This is a genomic window from Cupriavidus sp. IK-TO18, from assembly GCF_015549295.1.
In the GTDB taxonomy this organism is placed as follows: Bacteria; Pseudomonadota; Gammaproteobacteria; order Burkholderiales; family Burkholderiaceae; genus Cupriavidus; species Cupriavidus oxalaticus_A.
In genome coordinates this window covers 1-20220 of record NZ_JADGMP010000025.1, presented here as the reverse complement: position 1 = coordinate 20220, position 20220 = coordinate 1, and the positions used below count along the sequence as shown (strand labels likewise).

General features: G+C 63.1%; 16 protein-coding genes and 3 pseudogenes. 10 read left to right on the top strand and 9 right to left on the bottom strand.

Going from position 1 to position 20220, the window contains the following annotated elements:
* The first annotated feature begins 80 nt into the window (after positions 1-80).
* The 7 genes from IPF36_RS17880 (at position 81) to IPF36_RS17850 (ending at position 10391) form a co-directional block, all read left to right on the top strand.
* Positions 81-2399 (top strand): DUF3141 domain-containing protein, encoded by a 2319-nt coding sequence (locus IPF36_RS17880; protein ID WP_195429369.1) that lies wholly within the window; start codon positions 81-83, stop codon positions 2397-2399.
* A gap of 41 nt (positions 2400-2440) precedes the next feature.
* Positions 2441-2677, top strand: coding sequence for an RNA-binding protein (locus tag IPF36_RS17875; protein ID WP_195429367.1), 237 nt, complete (start codon positions 2441-2443; stop codon positions 2675-2677).
* A gap of 270 nt (positions 2678-2947) precedes the next feature.
* Complete coding sequence (locus IPF36_RS17870; RefSeq protein ID WP_195429493.1) at positions 2948-3208, top strand: RNA-binding protein; 261 nt, start codon at positions 2948-2950, stop codon at positions 3206-3208.
* 39 nt (positions 3209-3247) lie between these two features.
* Positions 3248-4267 (top strand): hypothetical protein, encoded by a 1020-nt coding sequence (locus IPF36_RS17865; protein ID WP_195429365.1) that lies wholly within the window; start codon positions 3248-3250, stop codon positions 4265-4267.
* Positions 4268-4666: 399 nt separating this feature from the next.
* Positions 4667-6196, top strand: coding sequence for an efflux transporter outer membrane subunit (locus tag IPF36_RS17860; RefSeq protein ID WP_195429491.1), 1530 nt, complete (start codon positions 4667-4669; stop codon positions 6194-6196).
* The gene (locus IPF36_RS17855; protein WP_195429355.1) at positions 6193-7305 is read left to right on the top strand and encodes an efflux RND transporter periplasmic adaptor subunit; all 1113 of its coding nucleotides are present in this window, start codon (positions 6193-6195) and stop codon (positions 7303-7305) included. Before IPF36_RS17860 ends, IPF36_RS17855 begins: the two co-directional genes overlap by 4 nt.
* Complete coding sequence (locus IPF36_RS17850; protein WP_195429353.1) at positions 7302-10391, top strand: efflux RND transporter permease subunit; 3090 nt, start codon at positions 7302-7304, stop codon at positions 10389-10391. Before IPF36_RS17855 ends, IPF36_RS17850 begins: the two co-directional genes overlap by 4 nt.
* 139 nt (positions 10392-10530) lie before the next feature.
* On the opposite strand, the gene IPF36_RS17845 is transcribed toward IPF36_RS17850, so the two are convergent.
* From IPF36_RS17845 to IPF36_RS17825, 5 genes and pseudogenes are all read right to left on the bottom strand, one after another.
* Positions 10531-12249, bottom strand: a complete 1719-nt coding sequence (locus IPF36_RS17845; RefSeq protein WP_195429352.1) for a SulP family inorganic anion transporter — start codon at positions 12247-12249, stop codon at positions 10531-10533.
* 12 nt (positions 12250-12261) lie between these two features.
* Entirely contained in the window at positions 12262-12519 is a 258-nt protein-coding gene (locus IPF36_RS17840; protein ID WP_255519828.1) for a hypothetical protein, read from the bottom strand.
* A gap of 73 nt (positions 12520-12592) precedes the next feature.
* Positions 12593-12958, bottom strand: a pseudogene (locus IPF36_RS17835) (polyphosphate kinase 2); the annotation flags it as partial.
* 233 nt (positions 12959-13191) lie between these two features.
* Positions 13192-13959, bottom strand: coding sequence for a polyphosphate kinase 2 (ppk2, locus tag IPF36_RS17830; protein WP_195429489.1), 768 nt, complete (start codon positions 13957-13959; stop codon positions 13192-13194).
* Between the two features lie 168 nt (positions 13960-14127).
* Positions 14128-14370 (bottom strand): hypothetical protein, encoded by a 243-nt coding sequence (locus tag IPF36_RS17825; protein ID WP_195429508.1) that lies wholly within the window; start codon positions 14368-14370, stop codon positions 14128-14130.
* Positions 14371-14702: 332 nt separating this feature from the next.
* On the opposite strand from IPF36_RS17825, the pseudogene IPF36_RS17820 reads away from it, so the two are divergent.
* The 3 genes and pseudogenes from IPF36_RS17820 to IPF36_RS17810 all read left to right on the top strand — a co-directional run.
* Positions 14703-14885: pseudogene (locus IPF36_RS17820) on the top strand (IS5/IS1182 family transposase); the annotation flags it as partial.
* Between the two features lie 127 nt (positions 14886-15012).
* The gene (locus IPF36_RS17815; protein ID WP_255519827.1) at positions 15013-15384 is read left to right on the top strand and encodes a hypothetical protein; all 372 of its coding nucleotides are present in this window, start codon (positions 15013-15015) and stop codon (positions 15382-15384) included.
* Positions 15385-16179: 795 nt separating this feature from the next.
* The gene (locus tag IPF36_RS17810; protein ID WP_195429507.1) at positions 16180-16545 is read left to right on the top strand and encodes a hypothetical protein; all 366 of its coding nucleotides are present in this window, start codon (positions 16180-16182) and stop codon (positions 16543-16545) included.
* Between the two features lie 523 nt (positions 16546-17068).
* On the opposite strand, the gene IPF36_RS17805 is transcribed toward IPF36_RS17810, so the two are convergent.
* From IPF36_RS17805 to IPF36_RS17790, 4 genes and pseudogenes are all read right to left on the bottom strand, one after another.
* On the bottom strand, positions 17069-17971 hold the full coding sequence (locus tag IPF36_RS17805; RefSeq protein ID WP_255519834.1) for an MBL fold metallo-hydrolase: 903 nt from the start codon (positions 17969-17971) through the stop codon (positions 17069-17071).
* Between the two features lie 104 nt (positions 17972-18075).
* A complete protein-coding gene (locus tag IPF36_RS17800) occupies positions 18076-19545 on the bottom strand; it encodes an NAD(P)(+) transhydrogenase (Re/Si-specific) subunit beta (protein WP_195429350.1) in 1470 nt (489 codons plus the stop codon).
* Entirely contained in the window at positions 19542-19892 is a 351-nt protein-coding gene (locus IPF36_RS17795; protein WP_195429349.1) for an NAD(P) transhydrogenase subunit alpha, read from the bottom strand. Before IPF36_RS17795 ends, IPF36_RS17800 begins: the two co-directional genes overlap by 4 nt.
* A 22-nt stretch (positions 19893-19914) precedes the next feature.
* Positions 19915-20220: pseudogene (locus tag IPF36_RS17790) on the bottom strand (NAD(P)(+) transhydrogenase (Re/Si-specific) subunit alpha); the annotation flags it as partial.

The window sequence follows — 20220 nt, the reverse complement described above, 5'->3', positions numbered from 1 at the left end:
AGCAGGGCTCACGTGCCGAGCACATCTCGCGGCACACGCGCTGCCGCCCGCAACCGGCACACGCAAGGAGGAAGGACACGATGAGCAATCCGGCCAGACAACTCTCCCAGAGCCACGACATCTCCGTGAAGGTCGCGCAGGTACTGCAGACGCGCACGAAGCTTGCGGTGGAGCGCTTCGGCGAGCGGGTACAGAAGGCCTGTGCGGGGCAACCCTCCGGGCCGATGGCGAGCCCCATGATGCCGTGGCAGATGTGGGGGGGCGGTGCGCAATACGCGGTGGACTTCGGCCAGCGCTCCATCCTGCTCTGGGACACGCTGCGCCAGCGCGGCAACAACTTCATCGAGCACGAGCAGCAAGGCTTGCCGCCGGTGCTGCACTTTGACTACGAGACGATCATGGACGGGCGTTCGCTGGAGCGTCCGGTCAACTACGCGCTGGTGCGCATCGTTCCGCCCGAGGGCACGACGATCGATCCCAGGCGCCGCCCCTACGTGATCATCGACCCGCGTGGCGGCCACGGACCGGGCATAGGCGGATTCAAAGACGATTCCCAGGTCGGCGTGGCATTGCGCGCAGGCCATCCGGTGTACTTCGTGATGTTCTTCCCCAATCCTGAACCAGGACAGACGCTGCTGGACGTGTGCAATGCCGAGCGCGAGTTCGTGCACCGCGTGCGCTCGCTGCACCCCGACGCCGAGAAGCCCGCGATCATCGGCAACTGTCAGGCCGGCTGGGCGGCGATGATGCTGGCCGCCTCCGACCCCGACGACATCGGCCCGGTAGTGATCGTCGGCGCGCCGATGTCCTACTGGGGCGGCGCCTGGCGCGAGGGCGAGGGCGACAACCCGATGCGCTACGCAGGGGGACTGCTCGGTGGCACCTGGCTCGCCTCCCTCACCTCCGACCTCGGCGCCGGGAAATTCGACGGCGCCTGGCTGGTGCAGAACTTCGAGAACCTCAACCCTGCGAACACCTTCTGGGACAAGTACTACCGGGTGTTTGCCAACGCCGACACCGAGCCGGCACGCTTCCTCGAGTTCGAACGCTGGTGGGGCGGCTATTACCTCTTGAACGGCGAGGAGATCGAATGGATCACGCAGAACCTCTTCGTCGGCAACAAGCTGTGGTCTGGCACGGTGAAAGCCGGCCCGCGCGGCGCGCTCGACCTGCGCGAGATCAGGGCGCCCATCGTGCTGTTCGCCTCGCTGGGAGACAACATCACGCCGCCGCAACAGGCCTTCAACTGGGTCGCCGACGTCTATGGCAGCACGGACGAGATCAAGGCCAACGGGCAGGTGATCGTCGGTCTGATGCACGAGGAAGTCGGCCACCTCGGCATCTTCGTTTCTGGCCAGGTGGCGAGGAAGGAATACACCCAGATCGTCTCGGTTCTGAAGTCCATCGAGGCGCTGCCGCCCGGCCTGTACGGAATGCGGATCGCGGAGCAGAAGGACGCCGGCGGCAAGCCGGCGTACGAGGTGAGCTTCGAGGAACTGCGCCTGGAGGACGTCGCCGCTCGCCTGAATCGGTTCGAGCGCGCCGATGAACGGCCCTTCGAGGCGGTGAGCGTCGTCTCGGAATTCAACCAGTACGCGTACGAGCTCTTCGGGCGGCCATGGGTCAAGGCGCTAGCAAACGAGTACACCGCCAAGCTGGGGCGCATCTTCCACCCGTTGCGCCTGCAACGCTGGGCGATCTCCGACCTCAACCCCTGGCTGTGGTGGCTGGGGCCGGCCGCCCAGGCCGTGAAGGCCCAGCGCCAGGCGCCGGGGGCCGAGCATCCGGCGCGAGGGATCGAGGAGATGATGTCCGAGCTGACCAGCGCGTCGCTCGACTGCCACCGCGCCCTGCGCGATGCGCTGAGCGAGGCTGCCTTCTTCCTGATCTACGGCAACCTGTTCGCCTTCTACCTCGCCGACGGGCGCGAGGGCGAAACGGAGGCGCAGCAAGCGGCCCCGCGCGAGCTCCCCTTCGTCAAGGAAGCGCTGGCTTCGATCGGGAGCGGCGGCTACGCGGAAGCACTCGCGCGGGTCGCCGTCCTGCTGGCGCGCAAGGGCGAGCCGCTCCCGCTCTCCCGCGTGCAGCTCGCGCAGGAGTTGATCGAAGACTATCGCGAGCTGCTGCCGGATCTGCCGCGCGACCAGGTGCGGCGCATCGGCGGCGAGCAGGCAATCATCGCGCGCTACGAGCCGGAAAAAGCAATCGAGACGCTGCCGCTACTGCTGGCCGAGCATGAGGACCGGGATCGGCTGCTCACGCTGCTGGAGCGCGTGCTCGCCGACGAGCGGGTGCAGGGCATCCAGCCCACGGCCGCGCAGAGGGCGATGCTCGCGCGCATCCGCGGCGTGCTCGGCGAGGCGGGCGGCAGCGGGGCCCTGCGCGCGGTTGGTCGGTGACGGAGCGGTAATCGAGCGAAATGCCGGAAGGGTAGACGTCTATGCGAATCGTGATTCAAAACCTGCCCCATGACGTGTCGGAAGACAGAGTCCGTGAGGCCCTGAGTGCATACGCACCGGTCGAAAAAGTCACACTCATCGTGGAAGGCGACATGCCGACCGCGGTCATCGAGATGGAGATGACGCGCGCGGAGGCCACGGCGCTGGCCCGAAGAATCAGCGGGCATATCTATCACGGCCAGCGCTTGCAAGCTTGGGTGCCGCGGTGGAACGGGTAGCGGCGGCACTCTCGAACGGGCCCGGCGTTCAGCGGCCCACCGCTGAACGCCGGGTGACGAAACCATGGATTGCCGATGCTGGTGGCCGATCGCGATCACATCGCTGTCACCGATCTGGCTCTAAACGCTTACCAACAGGCATTGGAGCCCAAGCGACTGGTCTTGTTGAAGGGCGGGCATTTCGACCCATACCTGTCAGAGCTGACAACCGCTTCGCGGGAGGCGGCGTCAACACCATGGCGTAGAGCGCCCCGGCAGCAACTGAGGAGAGTGAATCATGTCCTTGCGTTATTGGAGAATATCGAGAGCGGCACGACCGATGACGAGATCAAGGCATTCCTGGTCAAGTACGGCCTCCCACCGTTCGACGAAATCGAGCATGTTCCGGGGGACGGATCACGGCCAGCCGTGACGCTGACCTTCCATTCCCTCGATCCGGATGCCTTGCGCAAGCTTCAGCCGCGCATCCACAACATGTTTTGGAAAGGCCACAAGGTCAGCGCGCTGGTCATGGCGGAGCGCTATAGCTGACCTCGCGGAGCAGGGCGAAGCGTGGTGAGGGAGCGTTGCATGAGTATTCTGAACTGGCTGCGCCGGCGTGAGGCCGGCGCGCACCCGCATGACGAGCAAGAGATTGCCGGGTTGACGGAGCGCGTGCTCGGGTTCAGCCCGCGCCTGCGGCTGGTGCCGCGCTATGAGCAACGGCTCGGCCCCGCGATCGCCATGGCGCTCGATTATGTGCAGGACCTCGTAGCCGGCCTTCCCGCGCCACGGGAAGCTAGTGTGGCGGCGTGGGGATCTGACCCCTATATTCACGCTTTCTTCGGCACCGCGCATGACGTAGAGCTCGCCTTCAGCCGCTCATCGGACCTCCGCGAGTTTTTCGAGGCGTCGGCGGGCGCGGAGCAAGCCTACGCCGTGCTGGGCATGACGATGACGGAGCGCCGTACGTTAGGCATGGCCCTCGAAGGAGATTTGATGCGTGCCGAGGTGCCGCAGATCACGGTCAGCTTTAGTGGCCATGAGGTCCGGATTTGCGGCTCGACCGATGCGACGCTGCGCGAGGAGATCGCCCGGCGAATGCTGGATCAGATGGCCCTTCAGAGCCTTGCCAATATTGCGGCCGACACATCGCGGCGCGATGTGCTGGAGCGGGAGCATGGTCTGCTGAAGGCGCGCTTGCGCCTGCTGGAGCGGCAGAGCACCGGTTTGCGTTCGGTGATGGGCGGCGACGAGGAAGCGGACGCCGGGGAACGGGCACGGCTGCGCGAGCAGATCAAACAGAACGACAGGGAACTGGACAAATTGGGCGACAAGTCCGGCGCGCTTGACCGCCAGTTGGAAGGCATAGCGGCGGTGTTCAAGGATGCAAGGTCGTGCTTCTCCATTGAAAGCCAGCGCAGGCGGCTAAGCCTGATGAATGTGCTTTTGCCCGAAGGCAGCACCGTGCCCGGGCATGAACTGGAGTTGCTGACGGCGCGTGTTCCCGGCGATCCGCCGCTAGTCCGGACGTTCGCGCTGGTGCGCTTCGCACGCGCAGCGATGTTGTCGCGCATGAGCCTGCTCGACGAGGCCGAGCGCTTGCTGTAGCGGGGAGCGGGAGAAGGTGGGTGTTTCTGGTGTGTTGAGGTCTCCAAACATGCCTGGGAATGAACTCGAATCATTTGCGGAAATCCTGCCATTCCTGCGCAGGTTCCCATGCCGGTGCATAACGCTCAACGATAGACGTCTACCCTGGGCGAGGGGCCTCCGCATGGCCTTGGCCGCCCGAGCTTCACAGTGTCAGTCTCTGATCTGCGTCAAGCTTTTGGGCTACAGAATGAGTAACGTGATTTCAGGCTGACAGGTAACCGCGGTCGCAGTGCCAGCCGTAATCGTCTGCATAAGAGGCCTGGCGTGGTGGACCGGCTGGCGTTGGGTCTGTGCCGCGAACCCGAATCACGCCGGCCTTCCATTGCACCAGTACCAACTCTGCTGGCGCCGCGCGCAATGCTGCCAACATCTACCATTTTTCACACGACGAGGCGTCCACCCCGCCCTGGTGAAGTAACGGGTCGCTGCAGGGCGGTCGCGTTGACCGTGTCGCTGGCGGTTGTTCTGGCTGGTTGCGCAACACCGGTGATGCAACCCTCGATCGAGGTTCCCGGAAGCTTCGCGGCCACGTCGGCATCTGTAGAGGAGCCCGAGGCCGCCTGGTGGGATAGCTATGGCGATCCGGTGCTGTCCGATCTGGTTCGTCGCGCGGCGCACGAAAACCGGCACATCCGGATCGCGGCGGAACGCGTTCGCGCCGCGCGAGCCGGAGAAACGATCAGCCGGTCGTGGCTCTTGCCGACCGTGATCGTTGTCGCCAACGGCTTCAATCACACGACGACCTACGATACTGCCCTGAAAAACTTCGTGCCCGAAGCGGCGAATACGCGGGCGGGACAGGTCGGTATCGCCGCCTCGTGGGAAGTCGACCTGTTCGGCCGCCTGCGGGCAGGTGCGAAGGCGGCTGCAGCCGATGCGGTCGCAGTCGAGAATACCGCGCGCGGCGTGCGCCTTCTCGTGTTGACTGATGTTGCAACGAACTACTTTACGCTCGTCGGGGCGTTGCGCCAGCTGGAGACCGTGCGCGCGATCTCGGCTGCGCAAGATGAGACGCTGCGCCTGGTGACCGCCCGTGAACGGGTCGGCCTCGCAACACCGTTCGATGTCGAGCGCGTGAAAACAGAAGCATCCAAGACGCACGCGGCGATACCGCCGCTCGAGACGCTTGCTGCGATCTCGCGCCATCATATTGCGGTGCTTGTGGGAGACCAGGCTTTCAACGCCGCGAGCATCACGCCATCTGGCGTCGAAGCCATCGTCCCGCCCGCGCATCCGGGGCAACCGGCCGCCCTGTTGCAGCGCAGACCGGACCTGCTCGTCGCAAGCGCGCAACTCGATGCGGCCAACGCGCGCAGGCAACAGGCGATGGCGGAATGGTTTCCGCGGCTCATTCTCGGTGCAGTGTTCGGCCGTGAGTCGATTGTCCTCAACGGCATTGCGCTCGGTCCTGCGCGATTCAGCAACGTAGCGGGCCTCATCGCAATGCCGATCTTCAATGCGGGGCGGACGCGCTCGATCAACGACATCGCCGAAAGCGGTCAGAAGGAAGCGGTGCTCCACTATGAGGACGCGATCGTGCGAGCGCTCGAGGACGTCGAGAACGCGCTGATCGCGCTCGACGACGAGCGCCAACGGGCGCAACTGCTGCACGACGCAGCGTCGACGGCGGAAGCGGCGCTGGGCCGCGCGCAATCCCTCTACGACCGCGGCCAGATCGATCTTCTGCCGCTGCTCGATGCTCAGCGGACACGGTTGGCCGTCCGTGCGATCGCCAACGACAGCAGCACGCAGTTGCTGCTCGCCAGCGTCCAGCTCTACAAGGCGCTCGGTGGAGGCTGGGAGGTTTTCGAGCCTGCGGCCGCGCCTGACGGCACGCCGGTTTCGGGCAATTCATCAAGTATGGATCGAGACAAGGGGCCATCGTGAAAACCTCCCTACGCGCGTTGTTCGCGGTGTTGCCGAGTGCCGCGATGCTGGTCGCATGCGGATCGAAGCCCGCCCCCGAGGCGCTTCGAGCGGTCCGCACTGCCGAGATCCGCTATGACGATAGCGCGGTGACGGACCGTTACGTCGGCACGGTGCAGTCGCGCCATGTAGTCAACGAGGCGTTCCGTGTCGGCGGCAAGGTCGTCAAGCGCAAGGTCGAGGTCGGTCAGAAGGTTCGCGAGGGCGATGTACTGGCAGTGCTTGACGACACCGACTATCAGCTTGCCGAGGAAGCGGCGCGACAGCAGCTCACCGCGGCCGTGTCACAGGCGAGGTTCGCCGAGTCTGATCGGCAGCGGCTCAATTCGCTCAAAACCGACGGCTCCGTCAGCGTCTCCGACGACGAGAAGGCGCAGACCGGCGCGCAGACAACCTCGGCGACGGCAGAAGCCGAGCGGAAGAAGCTCGAGCTCGCACGCAACCGGCTGAAGTACACGGTGCTGCGTGCGTCGCGGAGTGGCGTCGTCACCGCCGTGCGTTTCGAGGTGGGAGAAGTTGTCGCCGAAGGACAGACGATGGTATCGACCGCGAACGAGGGCGAGCCAGAAATAGTCGCCGATCTGCCGGAAGATCGTCTCGCAACGTTCAGGACGGCGCGATACAAGGCGTGGCTCGCTAGCGCGCCCGAGCAAAGCTTCGAGGTCGAGTTGCGCGAGCTCTCGCCACAGGCCGCGGCGCAAACCCGGACATACCGCGCCCGCCTGAAGCCGGCAGTACCCAGGCTGCTGCCGCTCGGCGCGACCGCTACCCTGCTGGTCGAACGTTCGGCTGGCGATGCCCCGGCAGCAGTGATCCCTGCCTCGGCCATTACGCAGAACAAGGGGCAGCCCGCCGTCTGGGTGGTTCGTCGCGAGGGTTCCCGGCCGGTGGGCACGGTCGATCTGATCAGCGTTTCGGTGCACGGCTATCGCAATGACGATGTGCTCGTTTCCGGACCGCCCGCTGGCGAGCTAGTCGTTACTGCGGGAGTGCAGAAGATGGCCCCGGGCCTGAAGGTCGCGCTTGCAGGCGCTGCGGGCGCCTTGCAAACCGGGCAAACTGTGCCATGAAGCCGTTCAATCTCACCGAATGGGCGCTGAGCCACCGCGCCATCGTGCTGCTCCTGATCCTCGTGGTCGGCATTGGCGGTTCGCTCAGCTTCGCAAAGCTCGGCCAGCTCGAGGATCCGAACTTCTCGGTACCGTCGATGACGGCGCTCGTGATCTGGCCCGGCGCCACTGCGCAACAGGTCCAGGACGCGGTGCTCAACCGCATGGAGAAGAAGTTCGAGCAGCTCGATCATTTCGAGAAAGTCGTGACCTATGCGCGCCAAGGCTACGGCGGCATGACGATCACTGTGAAGGGCGGCACGTCCCATGCAGACCAGCGCGAGGCCTGGTACCAGGCGCGCAAGAAGTTCACCGACATCAAGCTCGAGCTCCCTGACGGCGTCATCGGCCCGATCTTCAACGACGAATACGGCGACGTGACCGGCCTGCTCTATGCCGTCAAAGGAGACGGCATCAGTCAGTGGGAGCTATCCGACGTATCGGAAAATATCAAGCGGCAGCTGCTCAAGGTGCCGATGGTGAAAAAGATCGACATCTATGGCAAGCAGGCCAAGAAGATTTACGTCGAATTCTCGAACGAGCGGCTCGCCGCGCTCGGGATTACGCCGCTGCAGATCGCTGAAAGCCTCAGAAGCCAAAACAGCGTATTGGCCAGCGGACAGATCGACACGCACGGCGATCGCGTGCTTGTGCGCGTGAGCGGCCAGTTCCATAACCTGGACGAAATCCGCAGCGTGCCGATCGCCGCCGGCGGGCGGCTGCTCAAGCTCGGCGACTTCACATCGATCACACGAGGATACGAAGATCCTCCCATTTATACGGTACGCCATAACGGGCAGCAGGTGCTGATGCTCGGCATCACGATGACCGACGACGGCAACATTGTCGACCTCGGCAAGGCGATCGAGCAGGCAGTCGCAAAAGTGCAGCTCGAGCTGCCCTATGGCGTTGAACTCGAGCGGGTGGCCGACCAGCCGACCGTCGTCAGCGAATCGATCTGGGATTTCGAGCGCTCGCTGCTGGAAGCGCTGACCATCGTGCTCGCGGTCTGCCTCATCAGTCTCGGCTGGCGCACGGGAATCGTGGTCGGCATTTCAGTGCCGATCGTGCTCGGCGTCGTCGCCCTGGTCATGCGTGCAATGGGCTGGAATCTCGAGCGCGTCTCGCTCGGGTCCCTGATCATTGCCCTCGGTCTGCTGGTGGATGACGGTATTATCGCGGTCGAGATGATGGTTGTGAAAATGGAGGAAGGGTGGGACCGCGTGAAGGCGGCCGCCTACTCGTACACGGCGACTGCGATGCCGCGGCTGACTGGCGCGCTCATTACGGCTGCCGCCTTCATGCCGATCGGTTTCTCCCAGTCGACCACCGGCGAGTATGCGGGCGGCATTTTCTGGATCGTCGGCACCGCGGTGCTGTTCTCGTGGGTTGTGTCGGGGACCATCACGCCGTATCTGGCCGTCAACATGCTGCCGAAGGACCTCGGAAAGGAGCACCATGGCGGCGACCCGTATGACACGCCTTTCTACCGCAAGCTGCGAACATGGATCGACCTGGCTCTCGTGCGACGCTGGTGGGTCATCGGGGCGACGTTGACCGCGCTCGCCGCTGCGGTCGGCGCGAGCAGGTTCGTACCACAGCAGTTCTTCCCGAGCAGCGCGCGACCCGAGCTGATCGTCGAGCTGCGACTGAAGGAAGGCGCGTCGTTCGCCGCAACCACCGAGCAGGTGAAGAAAATGGAGGCGGTGCTCAAGAAGGACCAGGACGTGCGTTTCTTCACGGCCTACACGGGGGCGGGGCAGCCACGCTTCTATCTCGCCCTCAATCCCGAACTGCCGAACCCGGGCTACGCTGTCTTCGTCGTGATGACGAAAGACACGAAGGCTCGTGAGCGCGTGCGCTCGCGCCTGATGGAAACCGTCAACGAGGAATTCCCGCAAGCGTGGGTTCGAGTCACCCGCCTCGAACTTGGCCCGCCGGTCGGGTTCCCGGTACAGTTCCGCGTCGTCGGCTCGGACACGCAGAAGGTCCGCGAAATCGCCCGCGAGGTCGAAGGAGTGGTGGCGTCGAGCCCCAAAGTGCGCGACATCCAGCTCGACTGGAACGACCCGGTTCGCACGCTAAAGTTCGACCTCGACCAGGACAAGGCGCGCGCGCTCGGGCTGGCTCCGGCCGACGTCACCTTCGTGACCCAAACATTCACGAATGGCGCGACGCTGTCCCACTTGCGCGAGGGGGAGGATCTGATTGAAATAGTCGCCCGTGCGGTGCCTTCCCAGCGGCTCGACCTCGGAGCGCTGAAGGACGTGAGCCTTTATACCCGCGAGGGAACGGTGGTGCCGCTGGCGCAGGTCGCTCGCGTGCGGTACGAAGTTGAAGAGCCGGTGCTCTGGCGCCGCAACCGCGACATGGCGATCACCGTGCGCGCGGACGTGAAGGATGGTGAGCAGGGCGTGTCAGTGACCCAGGAAATCCGGCCGCTCCTGAAGGATATCGAGGTGAAGCTGCCCTTCGGTTACCGCATCGACGTCGGCGGCGCGGTCGAGGAAAGCGACAAGGCCAATCGCGCGCTGATGGCGGTATTTCCCGTGATGCTGGTCACCATCCTGACAATCCTGATGCTGCAGCTTCAGAGCTTCTCGCGCATGACGATGGTCTTCCTCACCGCCCCGCTGGGGCTCATCGGCGTCGTCGCGGCGCTGCTCATTTTCCAGGCGCCGCTCGGGTTCGTCGCCATTCTTGGCATTACCGCGTTGAGCGGGATGATCATGCGAAACTCAGTGATTCTTGTCGACCAGGTGCAGGCGGAAATCGTGCAAGGACGGGACACCTGGACGGCGGTCGTCGATGCCGCCGTGCATCGCACGCGTCCGGTGGCGCTGACTGCGGCGGCCACGGTCCTCGCCATGATTCCGCTGACCCGAAGCATATTTTGGGCGCCTATGGCCATCGCCATCATGGGCGGCCTTACCGTTGCGACCTTGCTGACCATTTTCTTCATGCCGGCTCTGTATGCGGCATGGTTCAACGTTCGACGCACGACCGAACCGCAAGCGCGAAATTCGTCGCCCTCCAATCCTTCCTGAACGGTGGCCGCGCGAACGGAAGACGCGATGCCCAAATCGCGCGCGCCGCTGTCGAGACGTTCAAGTCCCCTCTGCTGCGGCTGCGGCATTGCGGTCTGGAATGCTGAACGAGCAGCCGGCCGACTTGCTCGACGCACAGCTACCCGAGTGGCCCCTGGCGATCGAGTGATCGCCGCGCCTGCCATGCCGCCACCACGCGATCGAGGTTGAAGTACATCCGGCCGCGCCCGAGGGCGTCGCCGAGCGGCGAACGCTGCACCATCGCCAGTACGCCCGGGTTGAGACCAACGAGCCAGAGCTCGATATCCTGCTTGCGCAGTTCCTTTTCCGCTTCCGTCAGCATCTTCAGCGCCGTGTACTCGAGATCGGACACGGCGCGCAAATGGAGCGCGACGATTTGCGGCTGATATTGGTTGATCAGCGTGCGAATCTTATGCCCGACGCGTTCGGCGTTCGCAAAGAATATTGGACCCTCCGGCCGCAACAACAGGAGGCCGGCAAAAGCTTCGTCGTCGGGGTGCTCAGCGGACACAGGGCGGAACACGTTCGTACCCGGCTTGCGGCGCAAGACATGCACCGGTGGATCGGATGTATGGTAAGCAAGCGCCAGAAATGAGACGACAATGGCGGTCAGTATGCCCGGCAGCGTTCCAAACAGCACAACGCCGAAGACCGCAATCACGGCCCAGAGAAACTCCGTGCGCCGCACAGCGGCAATCGCGCGAAATTTCGATGGCTCGATCAGGCCGATCGAATAGACGATGACAACTGCCGCCATTGTGGCTTGCGGCATGAGTCCAATGAAAGGCCCAAGCAGCAGCATCGTGCCTAGCGTGACGGCAGCCGTGACCAGCTCGGAAAGCTGGCTGCGGGCACCGACAAGCCGGTTGACGGCTGTCTGCGTCGTTCCACCGCCGGCCGGCATCGAGCCCAACAGCGCGCCGCCCGCATTAGCCATCCCGATCGCCAGCAACTCCCGACTGGCATTTGGCACGGGTTCCCCGTGCTCAACGAACGCTCGCCCCGATGCGACGGTTTCGGTAAAGCTCATCAGAGCAATGCCCGCAGCAGCCGGCCCGAGTGATGCGAGAAGAGAAAGGTCCGGGATGGCGACGGAAGGCAAGCCTGGCGGCACATGGCCGACAATGTCGACCCCGTGAGATTGCAGATGGAGCAGGCTTACGGCGCCGATCCCGCCCGCCACTGCTAACAGCGGGGCGGGAGCTCGTGGAAAGAAATGTTCGATTGCCACCAGAGCACCTGCTGTCATCACTGCCACAGCGACCGTCGCTGCGCTGGCGTGTGGAATACCCGTGACGATCGCCAGCATGTTTTGGAAAAACGACCCTTTTGGGAAGTGAATGCCGAGCAGCTTCGGCAACTGATCCAGCACGATAACAACCGCGAGACCAGCCTTGAACCCCGTCAACACTGGATCGGAAATGAAGCTGGCAACGAAACCCAACCGCAGGAGCCCTGCGAGCGTGAGGATTGCACCGACCATCAATGTCAATGTTGCAGAGGCTCTTAGCAGGTCAGCTGGGCCCGCGCCCGGGACCGCCCTGGCCAGGGCGGCTGCGGTGAGGATCGCAATCGTTGCGGTGGTGCTCACGCTGAGCGGGCGCGATGTGCCGAGGAAGGCGTAGATCACCATCGGAACGAAGGCCGTGTACAACCCGACTTGCACGGGCAGCCCAGCGACAGTCGCGTAGGCCATGGCTTTCGGAAGGACGACCGCCGCAGCAGAGACACCGGCGACGATATCGGGCTTGATCCACGTCTTCCGATAATCGCGGATCCATTCGGGCAGCGGAACGCGAAAGCCACCGGTGGAACGTGTTGATGACTCTTGTCCCATGGTCGCGCGGATCTAGAAAAGTCGCCTTGTCATACCGGGCTGGTTCTCGATCCCGACGCGAAGCGATCCCGCATCTCGGAGGCGGGCGGCGACCATCTGGCCAACCGCGCCAAACGGGCAAACCGCGACATGGTTGCCCAGCGTTTCCAGCGTGCGTTCCATGACCTTGTTCTCCCAATTAATCATCACGTCGTCGCCCGACAGCATCGCCGTTGGCTGGCGCAACGCGTAGCCCGCGACCACCATCGTGCCGCTAATGGCGACCAGCATGAAAACCTTCTGAGACGTTCAACAGTCCTCATTGCCTGTCAGTTGCAAGGCGACTTCAGAACTTCTCGGGCACTTACCTGAAATGGTGATCCGGTTCACGATAGCCTTCGGGTCTCTGTCGTTGGGGCAACGAAATCTTCTTGCGCGGCAAAGCCGCGTACGGAATCTTGGCGAGGAGATGGCTGATTACGTTGAGCCGCGTGCGCCTTTTGTTATCAGCCTTAGCGATATACCAGGGCGAGTACTCTGGGTCGGTCATGGTGAACATCGCGTCTCGCGCGCGGGAGTAGTCATTCCAGCGGCGATAGGATTCGAGATCCATCGGGGAAAGTTTCCAGATCTTGCGCTCATCGCGAATCCGGGCTTCCAGCCTGCGCGTCTGCTCTTCACGACTGACTTCCAGCCAGTACTTGATGAGGATAAGCCCAGAGTCGATGATAAGCCAGTGCCTTCGGGATGACCACGGACGCAGCCGCCAGTCCTGCGACAACATCCGCTGTTGCCCATTCGCGCCGATTGTCATGCAGCCAGCCGGGCACAGGAAGTCTCACCGCGCCAGATGCCGGGCGACGGGCGCAAAGCGCGCCCGCAAATTCTTCGGGGCGCTGGAACGACGGTGTCTGCCACGTTCCATGGCTGGGATTTCCCCCCAAGTGGGGCTTCGCTGGCGGCTTAGTACTTCTCGGAAACGTACTTGTACGGATAGTCCGGCTCGACGTAGCCTTCCGGCTTTTGCCGCTTCGGCAGCGCCACAGTCTTGCGCGGCATGGCCTGGTAGGGGATCCTGCCGAGCAGGTCGCTGATGAGATTGAGGCGGGCTCTCTGCTTGTCGTCCGACCGGATCACATACCACGGCGCAATGACGGTGTCGGTGGCGCGGAACATGGCATCGCGGGCGCGTGAGTAGTCATACCAGCGGCTGTAAGACTTCAGGTCCATGCCGGACAGCTTCCAGGTCTTGCGACCATCATTGATGCGCGCCTCGAGCCTGCGGGTCTGCTCTTCCGGGGTGACTTCCAGCCAGTACTTGATCAGTATGATCCCGGAGTGGACCGCCGCCTGCTCGACTAGTGGCACGGCCACGAGGAACTCCTTCACCTCTTCTTCCGTGCAGAACCCCATGACTCGCTCGACGCCTGCACGGTTGTACCAGCTGCGGTCAAAGATCACGACCTCTCCGGCAGCGGGCAGATAAGGAACGTAGCGCTGTATATACATTTGCGATTTCTCCCGCTCGGTGGGGGCGGGGAGTGCGATCACACGGAACACGCGCGGACTCACGCGTTCAGTCATTGCCTTGATCGTGCCGCCTTTTCCGGCACCGTCACGGCCCTCGAAGACGATGCAGATCTTGGCGCCGGATTGCACCACCCACTCCTGCAGCCTGACCAGCTCGACGTGCAAGGGGAAAAGGGCCTTTCTGTACTCTTTGGACGACATGGACGTTTTCTGGTCGTCATGCCCGGATTTTTCGTTATGACGACTGGCCTTGCCCTTTTCCTTGCCCATGCTCGTCTCCCTGCGATGCGCATTTGCCAACAGTCCTGTGTGAAGTGCCGCTTACAGTTTGGTCGCAGGGGCAGGCAGAGTCAAATGGCTGTCATACAATCAAACAGTTATGCTGCCGCAGCGCGTTGCCTTCAGCGTCGTCGCAATCGGCGCTGCCGCGCGCTGAAAGGGGCGCCGGTGGGTGTGCAGCAGCCGGGTCAGCACCGTCTCCGGACTTGGCGCCTGCGCCGCCGGAACCGTGCGCAGGCGCCCGCGCTCCCAGTACTCAACCGCCGCGTCGTGTGCGAGCAGCAGCTTGAGCGAGAAACAGGTGTGCCGCATGACGCACAGCGTCCAATGCATGTTCCGACCCGTTGACGGGAACCATAAGTCTCAACATTACCTTGCCATCCTTGATTGCGGATTGATGCGCAGTCCCGGCTATCCAGCGGCTTCGCCTTCGTCGCAGAGTTCCGCCGGTCCCCTGTGATCTGAACTCTTTATAGGAATTGAGACGCAAAGATTGCGTAAAGAAAATATGCCGACTTGCAGCTGCCGCGTAAAGAATTCCGCGATAGTGCAGAAACAGATACCTGCAGGCTGGGCTAAGGAATCGCTGATTAAATCGGTGCGCGAGTCATCGAGGCATTGGGTGAGCGCGTTGTCATAAGCGTGTCCATGATTCAGGTCCTGTGCTGAAGCGACAGATCAGTTTTGCGGAAGCGGAAGGCCACGGCAAGAAGCGTGTGACGCGCCGCCAGCGCTTTCTGACGGAGATGGAAAGCGTGGTGCCGTGGGCGCGGCTGATTGCGGCGGTCGAGCCGTACTACCCCAAAGGCAAACGTGGACGGCCGCCGATCGGCCTGGAGCGGATGCTGGTAACCGTCAGCGGAGCCCGTCTGGCGAGTAGTGGGCGGCGATGAGAAGGTAGGGGCTTCACGATCTTTGGGAGTGAAGCGATGGCCGATCAGCGGGGAGGTAAGAGCGGACGATTTCGGGCAAGGTATGACCGCCACGATGAGGCTTTCTGGCGCGATCTACTGGCGCAATGGGGGCGCAGCGGCGGGAGCATCCGCGCCTGCCTTCTGCCGGCAGCACGGCTTGGCGGTCAGCACTTTCGGTTTGTGGCGCAAGCGCTTGAGCCACGAGCAGCAACCGCCCGTGGCGCCGCCAATGGCATTGACCGCGGACACGGCATTCATCGCCGCGGCAACGGTCGCAGTACCGACCGTCGTGTCGGCGAGCGACCCACTACCGTCGAAGTCTCGCGACCAAGTGGTCGTCACGCTCGGCGGCGCGCGTATCGAGCTGAGTGGGATGCATGCCGAACGCATCGTGCGCTTCGTGCTGGGGCAGTTGGGAGGCGGCCGGTGCTGATCGGCGGCGATGTGCAGGCTTTCATCTGCCGTGACGCGGTCGACATGCGCAAGTCCATCGACGGCCTATCGTATCTGGTGGAGCCGTTGCTGGCCAAGAGTCCGCTGTCCACGTGTATCCTAGCTGCTTCCTTTATTCTTTAACAGGGGCCCGTGAGACATGCCTTCTTCGACCGCAGGCTAAGGTCGAAAACGCATTTCCCGCTGCATGACATTCTGGCTAGTGAGCGAAAAAGTATTCGTCGCACTCCTTATCGTCATTCTGCAGCGGTAATTGTGCCCCACCTTGGTGGGAGGTTGGAATCGTTTCGCTCTACGAAGCAAACTCGCCTTTACTCTTCCAATCGCTCCAGCGCCCAAGGGGCAGGTCGGGACATCAAAGCTACGGCTTATCGGGAGCGAACTATGCCGGCAGAACAGCAATATCGGAGGAAGCGCGCCGGACTCTTGGTTCGTTGACGGGCTTCGTCTGATGGCCTATCGGACAGCATGAAGTACACCATCCGCGCGAGTTTATGCGCAACCGCGGTGTTGGCGCGCGGTTTGTCCGATGCGCGGCAGATGAAATACGTGCCCCGGGCGCCAGAGCGAGGTGCTCGACTGCCAGTGGCTGCAGAAGCTAATGAGCTTGGGGCTGCTGCGCGCGGCCTCTACTCAGAACTCACGCGGTGCTTGTTGTGCAACCTTTGCCCCTCGGAAGGAGGATGGTTCACCAACGGACCATCAAGTAATGTCGGCAGCCGGCTCGCGGCCTCAACGCCATCGCGAGCGGCCAACATTACATTCGGGAGAAGACATGGGTAAGCATTTTTATGGCAAAGCCGCCGATAAAGCGGAAGCTATGCGGTTGGCCAATAGCTATGCAAGAAAATACAGGAAAGGCGTGTGCTACACGCCATCCAAAGAGAAATCGTGCACCTTTGATTCGTCCACAAAGCTCTGGACTTGCATGGCTGCTGCCCATCATCACCCGGGAAGTTGTGGCACTTATGACCTCGACTGTGAAGGGAGCGGCGATTGGGAGGTGCGCATCGGTTGGCCGTTTGGGCAGCAAGGTGAAGCTAGCCCGGCTGGCCAACCGCTCCAGGCCGCAAATCCAGGAGGTGGCCTTGGCGATGTAACATATACAGACGCTGCACCCGAGGACTATGTGGAAGATTGAGGCACCGCCGCGTGGTGTACCTCCTTTCGGCTTGGCCGTGGCAAGGAAGGCCGCGGCATTTGCTGCTGACCATGAGGGCCGCGGCCATGGTCCAGCCCGCCCCGCCCGGCGCATCAATTCCGTAAAGGCTTGGGCGGCGGCGTCTTGATTGCTTGTAAGCGACAGCCACAACGAAACGTCTTCGAGGTAGCGAGCACCAGTGGACACAAGGGATCCCCGTGGTCGGTCATGATCGATGGCAGGTCCGCGGACTGGCGACATGACTAGTTCCGAGTCGATGGGCTTCGATGAGGGTGAGGAGGCCATGACTGCTGCAAGACTCGCCAGCAACCATCGCTGCGCGCGCGATCAAAATTGATCTGCCGACGGTGTGACAAAGGCGCGATAAGGCACAATAGCGTTGTGCTTATCAAGGCACGGATTTCTCTTCCTCGGCTGGCCAAAGGTCAGCGGTGACGGCGGACTTGCGTGGTCCGTTTGTTTCTTCCATTCCTCTATGGCGCTCGCGAGCGGATTCCCACCATCAAGGCGCGTCGAGTGGAATTTTTAGATAGCGCACGCCGTTGGATTCTGGCGTTGGGAATTCACCGGCGCGCATGTTGACCTGCACTGAGGGGAAGATCAGCGCGGGCATCGGTAACGTGGCATCCCGCGCCTCGCGCATCGCAACAAATTCCTCCTCCGGGATGCCATCGCGCACATGGATGTTGTTCGCGCGCTCGTCCGCTACCGTGGTCACGTAGCGTAGTTCCCGGCCGCCAGGCTTGTAGTCGTGGCACATGTAAACGCAAGTCTCTGGCGGGAGGCTCAGCAACTTGCCAATGGAACGGTAAAGAGTGCCTGCGTCGCCGCCCGGAAAGTCGCAGCGGGCGGTGCCATAGTCGGGCATGAATAGCGTGTCGCCGACGAAGGCTGCCATCTCATGGCCGTCGCTGTCGCTGATCACATAGCTCATGCAGGCCGGTGTGTGGCCGGGCGTGTGCAACGCCCGCGCCTGCAGGCTGCCGATGGCAAAGGTATCGCCATCGTTCAGTAGTCGGTCGAACTGGCACCCCTCGCGCGAGAATTCCGGCCCGGCATTGAACAGCTTGCCGAAGACCTTCTGTACTGCGGTGATCTGGTTCCCAATAGCGGTCTGTCCGCCGAGTCTTCGCTTTATATATGGCGCGGCCGAGAGATGGTCGGCATGGACATGAGTTTCGAGAATCCATTGCACGGTCGCATCCAGTTCCTGCACGCGCGCTACCAGCCGGTCGGCGCTGGTGGTGCGGGTGCGGCCGGACTTCGGGTCGTAGTCGAGCACGCTGTCGATAAGGGCGCATTGCCGGCTGGAGCTATCGAGCAAAATGTAGCTTAGGGTCCCGGTATCGGGGTCGAAGAAGGCGTCGACTTCCATAGACGACGAGGAATTTTGGGCTGGTGTCATCGTGGGCTTGTGATCGGAGCGCCGAAATGGCGTCTCGGTGGGCCGGCGCAAGGCCGGCGTTTTCATTAGTCTGCTTACGTTGAGCGCAAAGAGCGGTCAGGGATCTACGCAAGTGCCTTGAACATGTCCTCGACCACCTTCTTGGCGTCGCCGAACACCATCATGGTCTTGTCCATGTAGAACAGCTCGTTGTCCAGGCCGGCGTAGCCGGCCGCCATCGAGCGCTTGTTGACGATGATGGTCTTGGCCTTGTACGCCTCCAGGATCGGCATGCCGGCGATCGGCGACTTGGGATCGGTCTTGGCCGCCGGGTTGACCACGTCGTTGGCGCCCAGCACCAGCACCACGTCGGCCTGGCCGAACTCGCTGTTGATGTCTTCCATCTCGAAGACCTGGTCGTACGGCACCTCGGCCTCGGCCAGCAGCACGTTCATGTGGCCGGGCATGCGGCCCGCCACCGGGTGGATCGCGTACTTCACGGTCACGCCCTTTTCCGTGAGCGCTTCAGTCAGCTCCTTGAGCGCGTGCTGGGCCCGCGCGACCGCCAGGCCGTAGCCCGGCACGATGATGACCGTCTCCGCATTGCCCATCAGGAAGGCGGCGTCATCGGCCGAACCCGATTTCACGTTGCGCTGGGCCTGCCCTGACGGGCCGCTCGCGGCGGCGGCGTCGCCGCCGAAGCCCCCGAGAATCACGTTGAAGAACGAGCGGTTCATGGCCCGGCACATGATGTACGAGAGGATTGCACCGGACGATCCCACCAGCGAGCCTGCTATGATCAGCATTGGGTTGTTCAGCGAGAAGCCGATGCCCGCCGCCGCCCAGCCCGAGTAAGAGTTCAGCATTGACACCACCACCGGCATGTCGGCGCCGCCGATCGGGATGATGATCAGCACGCCCAGCACGAAGGCGATCGCCAGCATGACCAAGAACGGCAGCCAGTCCTGCGTCAGGAAGAATGCAATGCCAAAGCCCACCATTGCCACCGCCAGCAGCAGGTTCAGCCAGTGCTGGCCGGCAAACACCACCGGCGCGCCCTGGAACAGGCGGAACTTGTAGCGCCCGGCCAGCTTGCCGAAGGCGATCACCGAACCGGAGAAGGTGATGGCGCCGACAAAGCAGCCGATAAACAGCTCGATGCGGTTGCCCAGCGGGATGTCATGCGAACCGGCAGCCGTGATGCCGAACGCTGCAGGCTCGGCCACTGCCGCCACCGAGATAAACACCGCGGCCAGGCCGATCAGCGAGTGCATTGCCGCGACCAGCTCGGGCATCTTGGTCATCTGGACCTTCTTCGCCACGTAGGCGCCGATGCCACCTCCCACCACCAGCGCGGCCAGGATCAGTGCCAGGCCGGTGCCCGGCGCGGCGTCGGCCCCGCCGGACAGCAGCTCGCTCCTCAGCTTGAAGATCAGCGCCACCGTCGTGAGCGCCGCCACCACCATGCCGGCCATGCCGAAGACATTGCCGCGCCGCGCCGTGGTCGGGTGTGACAGCCCCTTGAGCGCCTGGATAAAGCAGGCCGACGCGCCCAGGTACGACAGCGTCACCATATTCATCGACAGGCCATTCATTGCGCCACCTCCGCCAGTTTGCCGCCAGGCTGACCCTTGGCTTCAGCCTGCGCCCTGGGTGCCTTCTTCCTGAACATCTCCAGCATGCGTTGCGTGACCAGGAAGCCGCCGAACACATTGACCGCCGCCAGTGCTACCGCCAGCGTGCCCATGGCGCGGCCAACGTAGCCTTCGGTCAGGCCGGCGGCGAGCATGGCGCCGACGATGATGATGGCCGAGATCGCGTTGGTCACCGCCATCAACGGCGTGTGCAGCGCGGGGGTGACCGTCCAGACCACGTGGTAGCCCACGTAGATCGCCAGTACAAAGATGATCAGGTTGATCACCGTGTGGCTAACCATTTCCATCGATATCTCCTTGATTGCCGGTTCAGCTGGCCAGCGCCAGTTGCTCGCGCCGCGTCATCAGGCAGGCCGCGACGATGTCGTCGTCGGGGTTGATCGCGAGCTTGCCGTCCTTGTTGATCAGCAGCTTGAGGAAATCCAGCACGTTGCGCGCATAGAGTGCCGAGGCGTCGGCCGCCACCATGCTGGCCAGGTTGGTATGGCCGATGAGGGTGACGCCATGGCGCTCGACCACTTCGTCGGCCACCGTCAGCGGGCAGTTGCCGCCCTGCGCGGCGGCCAGGTCGACCACCACCGAGCCCGGCTTCATCTGCTGCACGGTCGCTTCCTG